Annotated in this window: 10 protein-coding genes; all 10 read right to left on the reverse strand. The window is 41.5% G+C overall.

What is annotated here, in order from left to right:
* Nucleotides 1-385: 385 nt before the first annotated feature.
* A complete protein-coding gene (locus tag Phpb_RS24745; protein WP_065389102.1) occupies nucleotides 386-1,645 on the reverse strand; it encodes a hypothetical protein in 1,260 nt (419 codons plus the stop codon).
* A 585-nt stretch (nucleotides 1,646-2,230) separates the two neighbouring features.
* Nucleotides 2,231-3,544 (reverse strand): hypothetical protein, encoded by a 1,314-nt coding sequence (locus Phpb_RS02945; protein ID WP_065389103.1) that lies wholly within the window; start codon nucleotides 3,542-3,544, stop codon nucleotides 2,231-2,233.
* Nucleotides 3,545-4,511: 967 nt separating this feature from the next.
* Nucleotides 4,512-5,762 (reverse strand): hypothetical protein, encoded by a 1,251-nt coding sequence (locus Phpb_RS02950; RefSeq protein WP_065389104.1) that lies wholly within the window; start codon nucleotides 5,760-5,762, stop codon nucleotides 4,512-4,514.
* Between the two features lie 684 nt (nucleotides 5,763-6,446).
* Complete coding sequence (locus Phpb_RS02955; RefSeq protein WP_065389105.1) at nucleotides 6,447-7,979, reverse strand: MFS transporter; 1,533 nt, start codon at nucleotides 7,977-7,979, stop codon at nucleotides 6,447-6,449.
* A gap of 21 nt (nucleotides 7,980-8,000) precedes the next feature.
* On the reverse strand, nucleotides 8,001-8,933 hold the full coding sequence (locus Phpb_RS02960; protein WP_240492389.1) for a prephenate dehydrogenase dimerization domain-containing protein: 933 nt from the start codon (nucleotides 8,931-8,933) through the stop codon (nucleotides 8,001-8,003).
* Nucleotides 8,926-11,001, reverse strand: coding sequence for an aminodeoxychorismate synthase component I (pabB, locus tag Phpb_RS02965; protein WP_065389106.1), 2,076 nt, complete (start codon nucleotides 10,999-11,001; stop codon nucleotides 8,926-8,928). The genes Phpb_RS02960 and pabB overlap by 8 nt, the downstream gene beginning before the upstream one ends.
* Nucleotides 10,982-11,323 carry a chorismate mutase gene (locus tag Phpb_RS02970; protein WP_240492390.1) on the reverse strand — a complete coding sequence of 114 codons (342 nt, stop codon included), beginning with the start codon at nucleotides 11,321-11,323 and terminating at the stop codon, nucleotides 10,982-10,984. The genes pabB and Phpb_RS02970 overlap by 20 nt, the downstream gene beginning before the upstream one ends.
* 61 nt (nucleotides 11,324-11,384) lie before the next feature.
* Complete coding sequence (locus Phpb_RS02975) at nucleotides 11,385-12,659, reverse strand: 8-amino-7-oxononanoate synthase family protein (protein ID WP_065389108.1); 1,275 nt, start codon at nucleotides 12,657-12,659, stop codon at nucleotides 11,385-11,387.
* A 24-nt stretch (nucleotides 12,660-12,683) separates the two neighbouring features.
* Nucleotides 12,684-13,535, reverse strand: coding sequence for a HemK/PrmC family methyltransferase (locus Phpb_RS02980; protein ID WP_065389109.1), 852 nt, complete (start codon nucleotides 13,533-13,535; stop codon nucleotides 12,684-12,686).
* The gene (locus tag Phpb_RS02985; RefSeq protein WP_065389110.1) at nucleotides 13,532-14,965 is read right to left on the reverse strand and encodes an NAD(P)/FAD-dependent oxidoreductase; all 1,434 of its coding nucleotides are present in this window, start codon (nucleotides 14,963-14,965) and stop codon (nucleotides 13,532-13,534) included. The genes Phpb_RS02980 and Phpb_RS02985 overlap by 4 nt, the downstream gene beginning before the upstream one ends.
* Between the last annotated feature and the right edge of the window lie 1,816 nt (nucleotides 14,966-16,781).

Raw genomic sequence — 16,781 nt, forward strand, 5'->3', positions numbered from 1 at the left:
ATTACAACAAGATAAAAACACACAACCAATGAAATTATTAGCATGAGTTAAATTAATAGTAAAAATAATTATCTGAAATAATAAAGCCTATCTTCAATAATAAAACCAACCCTTGAATAAATTAACGCTTAAACGATATATCAGAATCTGATTTTATTGCCAATTATAAACCATTCTGTTTACAATACTTTCCAAATGTTTTAAACGCATCACCAATACTGTGAAATAAAATATTATCTTAGTGGCATTTAAAAAATAAAAATAACCGAGTCAGACCGTAATACCCTCCGTTCACTCAAGTACTGACTGCCTATTTAGCAGTCAGTATTTAGATACCACAAATTTGAATATCTATTCCCTAACGCTTCAATAAAAGTATTTGGTGTTATAACTGTTCTTTGCCATTAATATAAACATAGCCCTTAGTGCCGGCTGTGCCAACAACTCCATCTTTACCGGATACACCACTTGAACCCACGCTACCATAGGAAGAACCACTACCACCATTACCGCCGTTCCCTCTATAGCCCCCATAACCTCTGGCGCCGCCAGAGCCTCCTACGGACTTAGCATCAATGGTTGGAGTACCGCTATTATATTTAAAATAGATATTCCCCCCGTTTCCTCCTTTACTCCCATTTCCACCATATCCACCATCTCCTCCACGCCCTCCATTTCCCCCCCTTCCGGCACCGCAATAATTGGTGGAGCTACCACCATTACCGCCATTTCCCCCACTACCGCCATTACCACCGTTACCACCATCGCCACCATTTCCCCCTATCGACGCTAGGTTCACTATGCCGGTAACGTAACCAACTTTAAGACTAATATCTTCTGCATTGCCCCCATTTTCACCATTGCTTCCAGACCCGCCATCTATACCGTTAGAGCCGTCAGTACCTGCGGTAGCTGCTCTTGCACAGGAGTTTTTATTATCCTGTCCAGCATTACCATTATTACCATCCTTCCCATCTCCCCCATTCCCGCCATTACTTCCACTAGTTCCATTAGTTCCTTGATTAATAATATCGAACGAATCATTATATGAATCTAAAGAACTAACCATTGTCATGGTATTCGCTTGAACAGCCCCGCTGGTGCGATAAATAATTTGTCCACCAGGTTCAACAATTATCTGCTCATAAGCTAATACAATAGGTTCACCGTGATTATCTTGACTTTGAACGATCAATGGCTTATCCGCAGAAACAATCATGCTATCACCGCCATATAACGCAACTTTCAGCGGGAAACGCTTGGCATTGAGAATATCTTCATAATCTTTGACCAAAGCAGAATCACCATAGATATAAGCACGGAAGGCTTTACATAAATCGGCATGATTACCGGTGACATTCGCCAACCGTTCAGCTGAATAAGGTTCAGGCAGTGGATGATGCGGCTCCATTCCCCCAGAGCCATAATCACTATCAGGCACACCTCCCAACCTTTTTAATTCTTGTATAGTTTGTACGGTAAAAAATGCGGGTGGAACAGTGGCTATTTTCGGATCATCGGAAAATATGACCAGTCCATTAAAATCCGCAGTCTTCAATTGCTTTGGTTGCCGCTCTATACCCGTCAGACGATAATGTTCACGCAATTCAGCCAAAGTTTCAGCAACAACTTTTACTTTATTCATAAAAAATCTCCTAAGTATAAATGTGTAGTTTTAGAATCATCTTTACGTTATATAACTCTCTGCAATATTTTATTCTCACATGATCCCTTTAAATCCAAAGCATCAATCATTCAATGATATATTTATCTCCATTTAGAGTAAAAATTTATAGGCAAAGGTAATTTATCACCTATCGTTATTCACAATGTTTATTTTCAATCTTATCTTCTTGCGTGATTACTTTATTCATTATAATAGACACTCAACAACTGAATAAATAATTTCAGGAGAATTAACACATCTTCTATACCTTATTCAAAAATACCTATAATTAATTAAAACCCTATAGCGGATTCGACTAACAAGTGCAATTTTTCAGAAGGACGGCCAGTCGCTATACTTCGGCATCTTTCCACCTAAAAGGAAATGCATTATGAAATACAAACAACTGACCTGTGGCGAACAATTATTAGATGTACAACTCCATCACGAAATTTACCGTAAACATGATCTATAATGATAAAAAAAGAGTTATTTATGAACACATCTTCGTTGTCGAGAGTAAACCTTGCCACAAACGATACGGAAAATATGAACCCATTCCCCTTATTTATAGCCTAACCAGTCTAAAGCCCGATCATCACCATGCTTCTGTGCATTACCATTAACATATACCTTGCCAGAAGTACCTGCATCGCCGGGTTTTCCATCAGTACCAGCTTCACCAGATACGCCGGGATGACCATTACTATTTGAATCACTATTACCGGAACCGCCTGACCCACCGGCTCCGCCTATTCCTCCCCTACCTCCTACCCCTGCTCTTCCGCCATCCCCTCTATATGACAGAGCATTAATTACTGGCTGCCCCTGGGTGAAATTCACATATATATTACCGCTGTCCCCACCTTTACCCCCATTGCCCCCATCCCCTCCATTTCCGCCATCCCCTCCTCTTCCTCCATACCCAGCACTACATTTGCTTGTGGCATATCCACCATACCCACCATTTCCTCCATTCCCTCCATTACCGCCATATCCACCATTTCCTCCATTTCCACCTATCGATGCCGCATTGACTACTCCAGTAAAAAGTTCAACATCAATAATTACGTCATTTGCATTTCCAGCCTTTCTGCCATCCATCCCTTGCGCTCCCGAAGAACCGCCAGTCGCATCAGTACCTGGTGTGGATTTAACAGAGCAGCCGTGTTTATCATCTGAACCAATATTTCCATTGCTGCCATTAACCCCATTACTTCCCTGTTCGCCCTCAAAACCATCAGATCCATCAGAGCCTTTACTGATAATGCTCTGCTTTTTATCATTGCTATTCTCATTCCCTACAACAGCGTTAGCTTCGACCTTACCATTAGTGCGGTAAATAATTTGACCTCCCGGTTCAATGATTATCTGGTCATATACCAAGACAACGGGTTCGCCATAATCATCTTTATCTTCAACAATCAATGGCGCATTTGCGGTAACAGTGATCCTTTCGCCACTGTATAACGCAACCTTCATCGGAAAACGCTTAGCATTAAGAATTTTTTCATAATCTTTAACCAAAGCAGAATCACCATAGATATAGGCCCTAAAAGCTTTGCACAAATCGATATGATAACCCGTGTCATTTGCTAGTCGTTCCGCAGAAAACGATTCAGGCAACGGATGATGGCGCTCCATTCCGCCAGGACCGTACTCACTGTCAGGAATACCCCCGAGAGCCTTCAATTCCTGTATGGTTTGTACCGTAAAAAACGCAGGCGGCACAGTAGCGGCCTCCGGATCGCTAGAGAATATTACCTTGCCGTCAAAATCCGAGGTCTTAAGTTGCTTTGGCTGCCGTTCTACACCAATCAGATTATAATCCTGACGTAATACCGCCAAAGTTTCAGCAACAGTTCTTCTTTTATCCACGGTAATTCTCCTGAATTTATATGTTGTTTAAGATAGCTTCATATATCCATTATCCATTTGGTCAATCTCCAGAATATATGCTGTTATTACTACCGTTCGTGGTACTGAATGACTAAATAGTCAAAGTTTTGCCTTTAACTAATCACCAGATTAGTCATAGCGAAAACATCGATTTTTTTCTGGCAAAGGATATAAAATTTCAACAACGGGTATGCCAGAAAAATAATTACTATGAGAATTAATTAGGTAAGCATTTATACCCGTTATATAAAGTGATTGGATATAACATTTAAATCACACAATTTAAAATATTAATGTAAATCCCCATTTTTTCCATTAATTATGGAAAATATTTCTGTGATATATCACTACCTTTTAATAGATGCTAATTAAAAATTTCAATTTTATACTTATCTCATGAGGTATTATTAGAAAATACAAATAAAAACAATAAACATGATTGTATTTTCCAAAAATCACAACAAGGATAAAAACTCACAAATAATATCAAACAATGAAATTATGAATATTATTTAAATAAAAGTCAGAAAATAGTTTTTTACAAAAAGAGGATTTTTCTACGAATAAACCTCAATTTTTAGATAAGCTCACTTTACAAATAACTGCTTAAGTGACCGACAAAAAATTCAATAAAATAACCTTAGTAAAATAATCAGCAAATCAAAATAATTGAATCAGATAATAGAACCGAAGCAATAATTATCATGATAGTGCAGCTATTAGCGATAGCTGCACATCTTGTCATTCAACATAGGCAAATCGGCAATTTAACATGATGGCGGTTCCCCGGCTCTGCCGAGCACAGCTTCCAATTTCATGAGCCATCAGAACCGCAGCCGATTCACATTGATATTCCTTACTTCGATTAATCACTTTTACATTTACTCATCGACGCCAAATCGTCAGCTCAATTATAGTCGTTTAAACCAGCCTGATTATTGCGCCACTAAGGATAACCCTGCACATTACCATTAACATATATCTTGCCAGCTACACCTACCCCTCCTGATTTTCCATCAACACCATCTTGACCAGATACTCCTGGTTGACTGCTATCGCCAGCTCCTCCTTTCCCGCCTTCTCCCCCTTTCCCGCCTTTCCCTCCATTACCGCCATTTCCTCCATATGACCGAGTATTAATTACCGGCTGACCTTCGGACAAATGAATATATACGTTACCACTATCTCCACCTTTCCCTCCATTGCCCGCATGCCCTCCATCTCCGCCATTACCCCCATTACCCCCACTCCCTGCGCTACATTCGCCTACCTTATTACCTCCATTGCCCCCCATCCCTCCATTACCGCCATTTCCTCCACTGCCGCCCTTTCCACCATTGCCGCCTACCGATACCACATTTATTGACCCAGTAAGAAGTTGAACATCAATAACGATGTCATTTGCATTTCCACCACTTCCTCCCCCCATCCCCGCGCCTCCGGAAGAGCCGTCAATCGCATCAGTACCGGCTGTGGATTCAACAGCGCAGCCGTATGCCTTCTCTATACCAGCAACACCATCTCTGCCGTTAAGCCCATCATGCCCTGACTCACCATCAAAACCATCAATTCCATTACTGCTTTTATTGATAAGGTTCGGCTTCTGAGCGCTTCCATGACCTGCAATAGTGCTAGCTTTAACCGTACCATTAGTGCAGTAAATAATTTCACCTCCTGGCTCAATGGTTATCTGGTCGTACACCAAGACAACAGGTTCACCGTGGCAATCTTTATCTTCAATAATCAATGGATTACCTTCGGTTATCGTGAGTTCTTCACCACCGAAGAACGCAATTTTCATCGGAAAACGCTTAGCATTAAGGATTTCTTCATAATCTTTGACCAAAGTAGAATCGCCATAGATATAGGCACGAAAGGCTTTGCATAAATCAATATGATTACCAGAGGCGTCTGCCAGCCGTTCAGCGGAAAACGGTTTAGGTAACGGATGATGGGGTTCCATTTTTCCAGAGCCATACTGACTATCTGACACACCACCGAGCGCCTTCAGCTCTTGTATCGTTTGCACCGTAAAAAATGCAGGGGGCACAGTGGCCGTTTCCAGATCGTTAGAAAATACCACCGGCCCATCAACGTCGGAGGTCTTAAGTTGCTTTGGTTGTCGTTCTATACCAAACAGATGGTGACGTTGATGTAATACTGCTAAAGCCTCAGAAAACGTTCTTATTTTATCCATGAGAATTCCTCTGAATTTAAGTTTATACATTTAGGATAACTTCATATATCCGTTGTCTATTTAGCCAAGTTACAAAGTCTCTACTTACCAGTAATGTCACTAAACTGTTAATAGTCAAAATCTTGCTTTCGGCTAATGACCAGATTAGCCATAGCGAAAACATCAATTTTTCCTGGCAAAAGATATAGGCACTTCGATAGCGGATATGCCAGAAAAATAATTACGATGAGGATTAATTAGGTAAATATTTATTCACTTTACAGAAAGTGATTGGATGCAATATTTAAACTACACAACCTAAAATATTAATGTAATCCCCCACTTTTTTCATTAATTAGAGAGAGTATTTCTGTGATATATCACTACCTTTTCGTGATTAAATTTTTCACCTATTTTATCATCGGTGAGAATTCGGTAGTGATAGTCGCGATGCATCTTGAAACCCATAGGGTATAATTAACCATTAATTTAATTAATTCAATAACAGAAATTCCAAATAAATATAATAAAATTTTATTATTCATTCTATTTATATAAATATAAATATAAATATAAATAATACTGTGGGATGAAATGTTATTTTCGGGATATTTAATAATTGCGGGTAACCACTCAAAACATAGCCGCTCAAAACAATAGTGCAGCCATTTCTAATGGCTGCACGTAAAACTATTATTACTCAAATTAGTACTCAAGCACCTGTTCTTTCCGCGGCGCTTTCAGCAAACGCCAGGCAAGCAATACCACCCCCGCAGTCAATGCCGCTGTCAACCAGCTCATCATATGAATAGCGCTGGTGAATGATTCCGCCGCCGCTGTCATCAGTTTCCGCCCCTCTGATTCAGCTAATGAGTTTGCTACAACGTAAGCTCCAGCTAAAGTCTCTAAAGCCAATCCTGCCTGTTCCTGAGAGACCTCATTCGGCAATTGTAATGTTATACGATAGAAGGCCGTGACCAATCCCCCCAGAATCGTCGTACCAAGTACAACCCCCACTTCATAAGCTGTTTCGCTTATTGATGATGCCGCCCCTGCTTTAGAGGAGGGCACTGACGAAAGCACCAAATCGTTAGATACCGAAGCAATGGCTCCCACACTAATATCCAATAATGCAAAAGCAACGATCAAAGTGACTAAATCACTGCCAATACTCGCGACCAGAAGAAATGAAATACCTGAAATACTCAGCAAAATTGGCACCAGATAATGCGCTGGCACCCGTTGAGCAATGGGCACTATCGCCATCCCCATAACAATCGCCATTATTTGTCCAGGAACCAGTGCCAAGCTAGCTAAAATCGGCTCCATACCAAGTACGATTTGCAAGACCTGGGTGGCAAAAAAGACAAAACCAACCAGTAATGCCAAACTCAGTAAGTTAACAATAATCGAACCGGTAAACATGCCATTACGGAATAGGGAAAGATCCATCAACGGCACAGGCAGGTGCCGCTGTCGGCGAACAAATAGCACGCCGGCAATAAGACCAACCGATAGTTCAAATATGACACTTATTTCAAACCCATCACTGGCAAGGTGTTTAATCGCATAAACAATCCCCCCCATAGCGATGATCGATAGCAGAACGCTATACACATCGATAACGCCATCCTGTTTCTTATCGGACTCAGGCAATAACATCGGTCCGAAAATCAGCAATGGTACTAATACCGGTACCGCCAATAGGAAAATTGCACTCCAATCGAAGAATTGTAATAGAACGCCACCCACTACAGGACCTAAAGCTGAACCAATAGTTAATGTTGTCGCCCAAATAGCAACAGCCAATCGACGCTGCTCACGATCCTCAAAAAGAACGCTTATTAAAGCCAAAGTAGAAGGCATCAGCATCGCACCAAAAAATCCAAGTACGGCTCGCCCGATAATCAATTGTTCAGGTGAAGTTGACAGTGCTGTGAACACCGAAATAACCGTGAATCCCAACGATCCAAATAACAGTAATGAACGATGGCCTACACGATCGCCAATACTCCCCATTGATACCAATAAACCAGCCAATACCAATGAATAAGCATCAATTATCCATAATTGCTGACTTGCACTAGGCCCCAGAGCTTCCGCAATTTTTGGTAAAGCAAAGCTTAAGATCGTATTGTCCACAGTCACCAATAATACTGGCAACATCAATATCAGTAATCCCAGCCAATTTCTGAGTCCTGCCCGCCCGTTAGCCTCAGCAACTCTATTTAACGACATCCCCTCAACTCCTTTCCTATATCATTTAAGCGTTGAAAAAATATGCTGGCAATCAGCAGCACTGATATCGAGCTGTTCCCCCAGTTGTCGCGCAATATCTCTGAGGTTATTGCCAAATTCAGTTTGATCGCCAGCCTGTACTATCGAATTTAACTGTTGTATGGCATGCAGCAACGCTTGACGCGGTTCGGCAGCCATCGGGTTTTCATATTGAACGTCCCAGTACACTTCTATTGGATTACGTAAGATCCTTGATAATAACGCCAGCATTGTACGCATAGGCGGTGGCGCGATAGTTGCCAAGGTACCAATATCTAACGGACTTTTCGCCAGTACCAGGCCAAAAATCAGGATCGCGGCATGAGGCAAAGCCTGACAAAGCGCCATAACCCGATCATGTTCCTCCGGCGTCATCCTACTGATACGCATATCAGCCCGCGTCAATACCCTCTCAATCCAATGTTCACTAACATGACAGTTATCGAGAGTGACCGCAACCGGCCTTTTTTGTTCCGGCAAAGATGGTGAGAACATCGGATTAACACCAATGAAAGGCTGCCCTAGGGCGGCAGCTCTTAACGCAGAATGGAAAGGGGCCTGAACTGAACAAGTTGACACGATCTGTACATCATCATCAATAGCAGACAACACCCAAGGCAACCCTTGTATGGCAACAGCTTCCGGTAAAGCGAAGACTACCGCCTTTGCCCCACTAAAAACCTCTCCAGCATCAGCAGCCGGGTTCAAGATATCAATCTGATAGTCATGAGAATGATAGTCATGAGAACACATTCCCTGCGTTCGTTGGTCAACACTGTAAGCCATGTGACCACAGCGAGTAAAAAGGCGACTCAATAAAGAGCCAATAGCCCCTTGCCCACCAAGAATGACCACTTTATGGCTATTCACACAATGGTTACCTACACAATGGTTACCCACAGAATGATTACTCACGCACTTGCTCCGCCATATGACTAAAACTGAAATAGGGCACACTCGCTTTGACCAATGTCTCTTCAAATTCGCCATAAGGATCGGAGTGAGCGACAATTGCGCCTCCAATGCCGAATTCAGCACACTCTTGATGTAATACAGCCGTACGTATCACAATGCTCAATTCCACTTCACCACTGAAAGATAGCCATCCGAGCGCACCGGAATAAACTCCACGAGCCGATGACTCTAAAACATCAATAATCTCCATTGTACGTTTCTTCGGCGCACCAGTCATTGATCCTCCCGGAAAACATGCCCGGATAGCTTCCATCGATGAAGTTTCTTCGCATAATTCACCGCGTATGGTCGAAACCAATTGATGTACAGAAGAGAAGCTCTCCACTTTAAATAATTCAGGTACATGCACACTGCCTGGGCGACATACCTGATTAAGATCATGGCGCACTAAGTCCACTATCATCAGATTTTCCGCTCTATCCTTAGTTGACTGACTCAATTCCATCTGCAAACGCTGATCATCTGCTGCCGTTTTTCCTCGCGGCCGAGTCCCCTTAATCGGTCTGGATTCAATATTTCTGGTCTCATCAATACGTAAAAACGTTTCTGGTGATGCACTAAGTACAGAAAAATCCCCACATGCCAGATAAGCGCCATAAGGTACAGGGCTGGCATAACGCATACGCCGATAAGCATCCAATGGATGCCCGGAATAAGCCATCTTGGCCCTATTCGTCAGGCAGATTTCGTAGGACTCGCCATCTGTGATGTATTGAAGTGATTTATGGATTACATCTATATACTTCTGAGCGCCATATTCCAGACAAATTTTGTTCTGATCAACCGCACCAGGAATAAAGTCAGGTATCACTTCGCCGGTATTTTTCGCATTGGTAATTAAAAGTTCCGGCGGCCAATTTTGTGGCTGTCCTATTAGCGAGATAAGACACTCATAAAGCTTATTCTGTTGATGATCAAATACAAAAAAATGCGGAGCAAATATTAAGCTGGCATCAGGATGTTCTGAACGGTATTTATTGCTGCCAATTGTCAGCGCCTTTAATTCATATCCTAAATAACCGACAAAGCCGCCTTTAAATACAAATGGCATCGATTCTGGCGTCAAAATTTCCACAAAACCAAGCAACTCAGACATCAGTGAGAAAAAATCGCCTTGAACACTTCTCTCGCCATCAGGACCGGTTAAACGCAAACTCTCAGTCTGTACACTATATTCAAGTCTGACAGCGCCCTGTTCATTACCACTTCCCATCATTGAGAAACGAGCATTGGGTCTGTCAGAATTTTCACTATCAAGCCAGAAAGCGTGTGGATCATTGCCGTAACGTTGAATAAACAAGGATTCAGGATCGACTATCTCCTTACATTCACGATAATTCAAGTTGAGATATTGTCTTCCACCTACCGCAAGATAAGCCTCATTGACATCAGTGAATATATTCCGAGCGGCAACCTCCTGTTTGTTATTCTCTTTATACATTTTCGCGATACGCACGAAATTACTGAGTAACTCATGCCCATATTCAGAATCAATCGATTCAGGATGAAACTGAACACCCCAGATCGGCCTTTCGGTGTGCTCAATCGCCATGATTAAGCCATCATCAGTCCAGGCCGTACATTTTAGACTGTCAGGAAGCCGGGTACATACCAGCGAGTGATATCTGACCACTTCAAACTGTTCAGGCAAACCGAGGAATAATCCTTCTCCAGTGTTCCTGATGCGGCTGCGATAGCCATGTACCGGATTGGGGGCATGTTCCACACAGCCGCCAAATGCCAGGCTAATTCCCTGATGACCGAGACAAATACCTAACAGTGGAACTTTGGCGCGAGCAATAACCTCAGCACAGACCCCAAAATCACTGCTTTCAGCCGGATGTCCCGGCCCTGGCGAAAGGACTACCGCATCATATTCGTCTATTGTTAACTCTTCATAAGTCAAAGAATTGGTGACTACAGACGGCACACTGCCCGTCACTTCATACAGATATTGAGCAATGTTTTGCGTAAAGGAATCATAATTATCAATGAGCAGTATTTTCATTATTCTTTACTTTCTCTTGTAACAACTGGTCAATCAGCTCTTCTTCTCGACAGCAAGTCTCTTCAATAACCAGTTGAAATATTGATTCAGTATATTCAGGCCGTAACCCAAAATCTGTTGATTTATCCCGCAACATATCCAATAACGAGATAATACGTTGTGGCTGCATCATCGGAATATCCTGTTCCGCCTTTACCTCGGCGATTTTCATGCAGACTTTCATACGTTCAGAAAGCAGCGCCAGAATCTGCATATTAATATCATCCAGAGATTCCCTGTAAGGTTGTAATATATCCTGCTTATTTATTATTGATTGAGTCATATGTTTAATCTTCGTCACTGATTCATTTCAATTATCTTCTTTATTGATAAGCTAGCGTCGTTTATACCTGTGGAACCACAGCCTGTGGCTCAACCCAATTCAGCCCTTTTTCCCTTATTTCAAATAAGGTATTGACTAAATGCTTGATTTCGTCAGTCTTATGCTCACTAGAGAAAGCAAAACGCAACATCGCATTGCCATCCGGGACCAGTGGATAAAATACCGGGAACAATAAGATGCCGTTGTCACGCAGCAAACGAGCCGCTTCAAGCCCTTCTGCTTCATTTTCGAATAAAGCGCCACGAACGGGAGATTGAACACCGGCATTCATCAAATGGTTCCCCATCAGAGAATCAAATATATTGATGTTTTTCCATAATTGCTCCTGCCGGATTTCTATCTCAAGGCTAAGATGAAGTTTTGCTGAGGCAACGTTAGCCGCCAACATCGGTACCATGATCGAATGACCAAAAACCAGAGGATTCGCTAAGGTACTGATCACTTCGACATCATCGACGCCTGCAACCACCACAAAACCCCCGGCGCCGCCAAATGCTTTGGATAATGAACCTGCAAGTATGAAGTTGGATGGCAAAATATGGTCAAGGGCAGCAAAGGCATAACCGGCGCCATGACGCCCCATAATGGAAATACCATGAGCATCATCTACATAAACATAGCCCCCAGCAGCAGCCAATTGTCGAGTTAATTCCGCAACCGGAATTAAACCATTCATTGAACCAATACCATCAATCAGCAGGATAGGCGTCCGCTGATTCTCCTGACAGTTCTGCAAAGCTTGCTGTACTGACTGTGCATTTGCGCTATCAACCCGTGATACCGGTCCGAACTGTTCGAGAATACCGCGTAATACCTGCATAGATGCGTGAGCAGTTTTATCCATCAACCAATGTACAGGCCGGGAAAGGGGATAGCTAGGTAAAGAACCACTACCCAATAACGGTAATACACCAAGATGAACATTGCTGGTGGAAGTAAACACAGCGACAGAGCCACCCGGATAAATCTCTTCCAACAGTTTCTCTAATTGCCCCAAATATTGGGGCCGCATCGCACCACGGGACGACGACAAATGTATCCCTGTGCGAGACATTGCCTGATTTGCCGCTTCAATTAAAGCAGGATGATGTTCCAATCCCAAATAAGAGCAGGAAACAAATTCAGTAAAAACTTTTCCTTCCTCTGTAGTAATTTGCTTGCCTTGACGCTCCACCACAGTGAAGCTGGTCAAACCTTCATCGATAGCCTGCGCTAAAGCGCCGGTTGTCCGTGACCGGCGAATTGTCATCCAATCCTGCTTGTGTTTTACATTCATTATTTAGATTCCAACTGTCCAAGTTCAAATGAGCTTACAACCAACAGTGATTACCGAACTGCCCGTTGTGTCAGAAACATCTTCATCAATAATAGTTCGTACCAAGGAAAAACCAGCATCTGAAAATAGTGCTCTGACGCTCTCTTCCTGGCCTTCACCATGTTCAATCACTAACCAACCCTCTGATTGCAATAGCTGTTTAGCTTGTTTGATAATCAACCGCGTTAAGTCAAGCCCATCATCCCCCGAATACACCGACGCATAAGGGTGATGCTCCTCCCATTCCGGCAATATTTCCTGCTGTTCCGGCACATAAGGTGGATTCGCCACAATCAACGCTACCGATCCGTTAAATTGAGAAAACGCTTGCCAATCCCGTAAATCTGCTTTTAATGCATCGGCTTTAATCGCCCAATTCGCCAACCGATGGATATTGCGCGTCAGATATTGAAAAGCCACATCATCATATTCAACACAAGTGACCTCTAAATCCGGGCGACGTTTAGCAATGGCTAAACCGATGGCGCCGCTACCGGAACATAAATCCAGAACCACTGCCCCGTGAGGCGCTTGATATTCACTCTCCAGCCATTTATGAATAACCTGGCTATGGGGGCGTGGAATAAATACCCCTGTCCCCACCGTCAGAGGCAATCCATCAAAATCCACAGTGCCGACAATATGCCCAAGCGGTATCCGGTTACAGCGTTCATGAACCGCAAGCATAAACTCATCTCGTGCGCGGTCCTTACAACGCCTTTCCAGATAACGGTCAATCAGACTCGCGAGATCAGTTTCCACATCCCAAATCCCTGCCTCTGACAGTAATTTCCTTGCGTTATCAATGACGACTTGATCTTTCAGCGAAAAACTCATGACCATGCCTCATAATAACTACGTAACCGTTCACGCATGGATTCATAAATATGAGAGAAGGCGACCAGTTCCGGCGGTGGAGTGAACTGCGGATGAAGAGACTCAATTAAATTCTGATAATTGCGCATCATCCCTTCATTCAGCAATGGCAGCCAATAAGGTTTAATATTCCAACGATATTCATAGCCGGTAGCAAACATTTGTTGGGTAGTTTCTTTAGCCATCACTTCACGGGAAAAACCCACCAATGGCGGACGAACGGGATTGAAGGAATCGAGATTAATGAATCTATTTTCTACTCCGGTCAAAGCATTGGCGATGTAATCCGCCAATAATGGTGACTGATGTAAGCCATCACGGTAAGTACCGGTAGCTAGCCAAAGACCATTCACACCACATTCACCAATCAACGGGAATCCATCAGCCGGGATTGGCCGGTTCCCAACCTGGATTGAAAGGATTTCAGCATCATGTAGGTTAATATCCAACTGATCTAACGCACAATCCAACAAGAACTGCACATCAGAAATCGATGCCTGACTGCGTGGTTTTTCAGCCAGAATATTGGTCGCGCCAAGGTACAGCACACCATCACCGCGTGGTACACAATGCAGCCCACAGGCAAATGCCCGGTTAGGAGTACGAATAACTGACGTCGGTAACTCTCTGCCTTTTGGCATCTTGACCAGAATGGATACCCCATAGCCGGCAAAGATTGGCGGAATCTGGCGAACAATAGCAGGTATATTTGATAACAGATCCAACGAGTGCGCACCGGCAGCCACAACGACTTTATCCGCCATTAAACGCTCACCGCTTAGCAATTCAACACCGGTGGCCGAACCCTCTTCAATTAGCACACATTTAATATTCTCTGCTTTAAGGACCCCACCCTCAGCCACCAATGCCGCATCCAGCTTTTCCAGCAATAAATGCGAGTTCAGTGCATGTTCATCAGGGATATACAGAGCACGCAGCGGACGCACTAAATCGTTAGGCTTTAACCACTCAATTTCACGCGGATCAACGGTTTCATAAGGAGCCGCATAATCGATCAGGGTTTGCTCGATAGCCTCATAATTGATCGTGTCAATCTCTTCCATCCCGGCAGTGTTGAGTATCACATGAGTACCCTGAGCAGTGAACAGCGATCGGGTATCACCGGAAGCGTCAGCTAACCGTTGCGCCCAAGCCGGCCAAAGCTCTCTGGCGATACAATCCATATTCAATTTCAACTTACCGTGTTCACTCGCTAATAAACCACTGGTAATTTCGCCAAAACAACCGTTCATTGCACCGGCGGCTTTGGAGGCGGCATTAGTTCGATCAATTTCTCCAACCCTACAAACCGAGAAATTTCTGCTTGCCAGCTCATAAGCGATTGAACCTGCAATTGCCCCTGAACCAACAACAATAAAGTCGTATTTCACTTATTTACTCCTATATGGCCTGTGGCCAATCTATTTTAAATATTTTGTCAGTAACGACGGAAAATAATTACCACCCTCTTATAGTGAGGATATTTTTACTGCTTTACATCAATTGTAAAAAATAACCCTGTATTCATCCGCAATTAAAATGACGAACCACTCTCAGATTTGCACTAAATTTAAAAACAAATATACAATAACTAACCATTACATTAGAAATAGTTTCAATTTATTATCAATAAAATACAATCACCCATATTAATTAATTTGTGAAAATAAAAATTTACAACAAAAACAATATCTTAAAAAATCACAAAATTTCATTTATATTTAAAATAATAATGACAGAAGATATTATTATATTTGAAATAACATCTACAAATCAGGGAAGAACAATAGTCATCAAATACAAAACTGTCAAATAAATTTAGCCCTATATTATAAACAAAATAATCATATAAATATTTTCAGTATAAAATAAAAACAATTTATATTTAAATTGTTACGGGGAACAATATTCTAAATATCTTTTTTTCTTCAATAAAAAAACAAAAATTCTCAAGAAAGGTGTTTTTTTAAATTTATATTTTCCATCAACTTTCACTAATATAGGCAAGTAGAAAACATTAGTTATTGTATTTAAATTGATTATTACATTTGTGATTATTTACGATTAACGTGCACGCAGTGAACATGCACATTTAAGATTATTGACTTTTAACATCTCAACTATCACTGCTGAGTTTTCCTCAATAATAAAACGAGAAAGTTTGTACTGGCAGTTTACATGAGAATGGCATTTTGCTACCACCAGAGGGATTTAACACTGTTTTTAATACCTTTAATCTTTCAGTGTCGCGCTTTTTATTAACTCCACCGCTACCATTTTCTCAGGTTAAACCATATGGATTGCCATTTTTCACCCCATTTAAAAACAGAGGATTACAGCAATTTTCACTCACTGAAATAATGATTAACCACACCTTTATCCCAAGGTGATAAAACAGGTGTTAAGAAAATCCGTTTTTATCTGTCAATGTGGTTTTAAAATCAGAAAAAAGAGCAAGCACATCATGTTTTTAACATTATTCACTTTCTATTTTTACTTTCATTTCCCTTTTTTAGCGATCATAAACGCCTTTTTATCGGCAATGATTCAATTAAGGGTTAAAAAAACCAGCACATTATTAATGTCCGCTTTTAAAAGGTACAACGTGATTTTAAAAAATTCATTTATTGTCATATTTAATATATCTATCGGTGATATTATTTTTCGCTTGCTTTACATTTAAGTAATTTTACATAATTATTTACAGGTGGGAAATAAATTAACTCTTTTATATAAAAGGTAGATTTAACTCAATCAGTAAAATTTTTTAATAGAGCAGTTAATTACATTTAATCGAAATCCATCAGTCGTTAACAAAGAGTTAAAAGAATCAGCGAGTAAAATAGTCTTACTCATACAGTCTAATATTAAAGAACTTTATTTCCATCATTTTACGCATCAGACCATTAAAATAATGTCATAAAAAAATGGGTAAAACAGGTTAATTTGCAGAATTTAAATCTTGAAAAAAGCGTGATTATTCGAAAACGTGTCTTTACATCATCAGACTATTTACTGGCTGATTTATAAAGATAAAAAGCGAGTGAGATTAATGTTTTTTTAATATAAGACACAATAAACCATGATGATTAAGCTTAATAAAAAACAGGCGGAAAAAGGGTTTTACAGGTTTTACAGGTTTTACAGGTTTTACAGGTTTTACAGGTTTTACAGGTTTTACAGGTTTTACAGGTTTTACAGGTTTTA

The sequence above is a fragment of the Photorhabdus namnaonensis genome (assembly GCF_001684335.1).
Lineage (GTDB): Bacteria > Pseudomonadota > Gammaproteobacteria > Enterobacterales > Enterobacteriaceae > Photorhabdus > Photorhabdus namnaonensis.

Coding starts and splice junctions, on each gene's coding strand:
- Phpb_RS24745 (WP_065389102.1), bottom strand. CDS start 1,645: ATGAATAAAGTAAAAGTTGTTGCTGAAACTTTGGCTGAATTGCGTGAA.
- Phpb_RS02950 (WP_065389104.1), bottom strand. CDS start 5,762: ATGGATAAAATAAGAACGTTTTCTGAGGCTTTAGCAGTATTACATCAA.
- Phpb_RS02955 (WP_065389105.1), bottom strand. CDS start 7,979: ATGTCGTTAAATAGAGTTGCTGAGGCTAACGGGCGGGCAGGACTCAGA.
- pabB (WP_065389106.1), bottom strand. CDS start 11,001: ATGAAAATACTGCTCATTGATAATTATGATTCCTTTACGCAAAACATT.
- Phpb_RS02970 (WP_240492390.1), bottom strand. CDS start 11,323: ATGACTCAATCAATAATAAATAAGCAGGATATATTACAACCTTACAGG.
- Phpb_RS02975 (WP_065389108.1), bottom strand. CDS start 12,659: ATGAATGTAAAACACAAGCAGGATTGGATGACAATTCGCCGGTCACGG.
- Phpb_RS02980 (WP_065389109.1), bottom strand. CDS start 13,535: ATGAGTTTTTCGCTGAAAGATCAAGTCGTCATTGATAACGCAAGGAAA.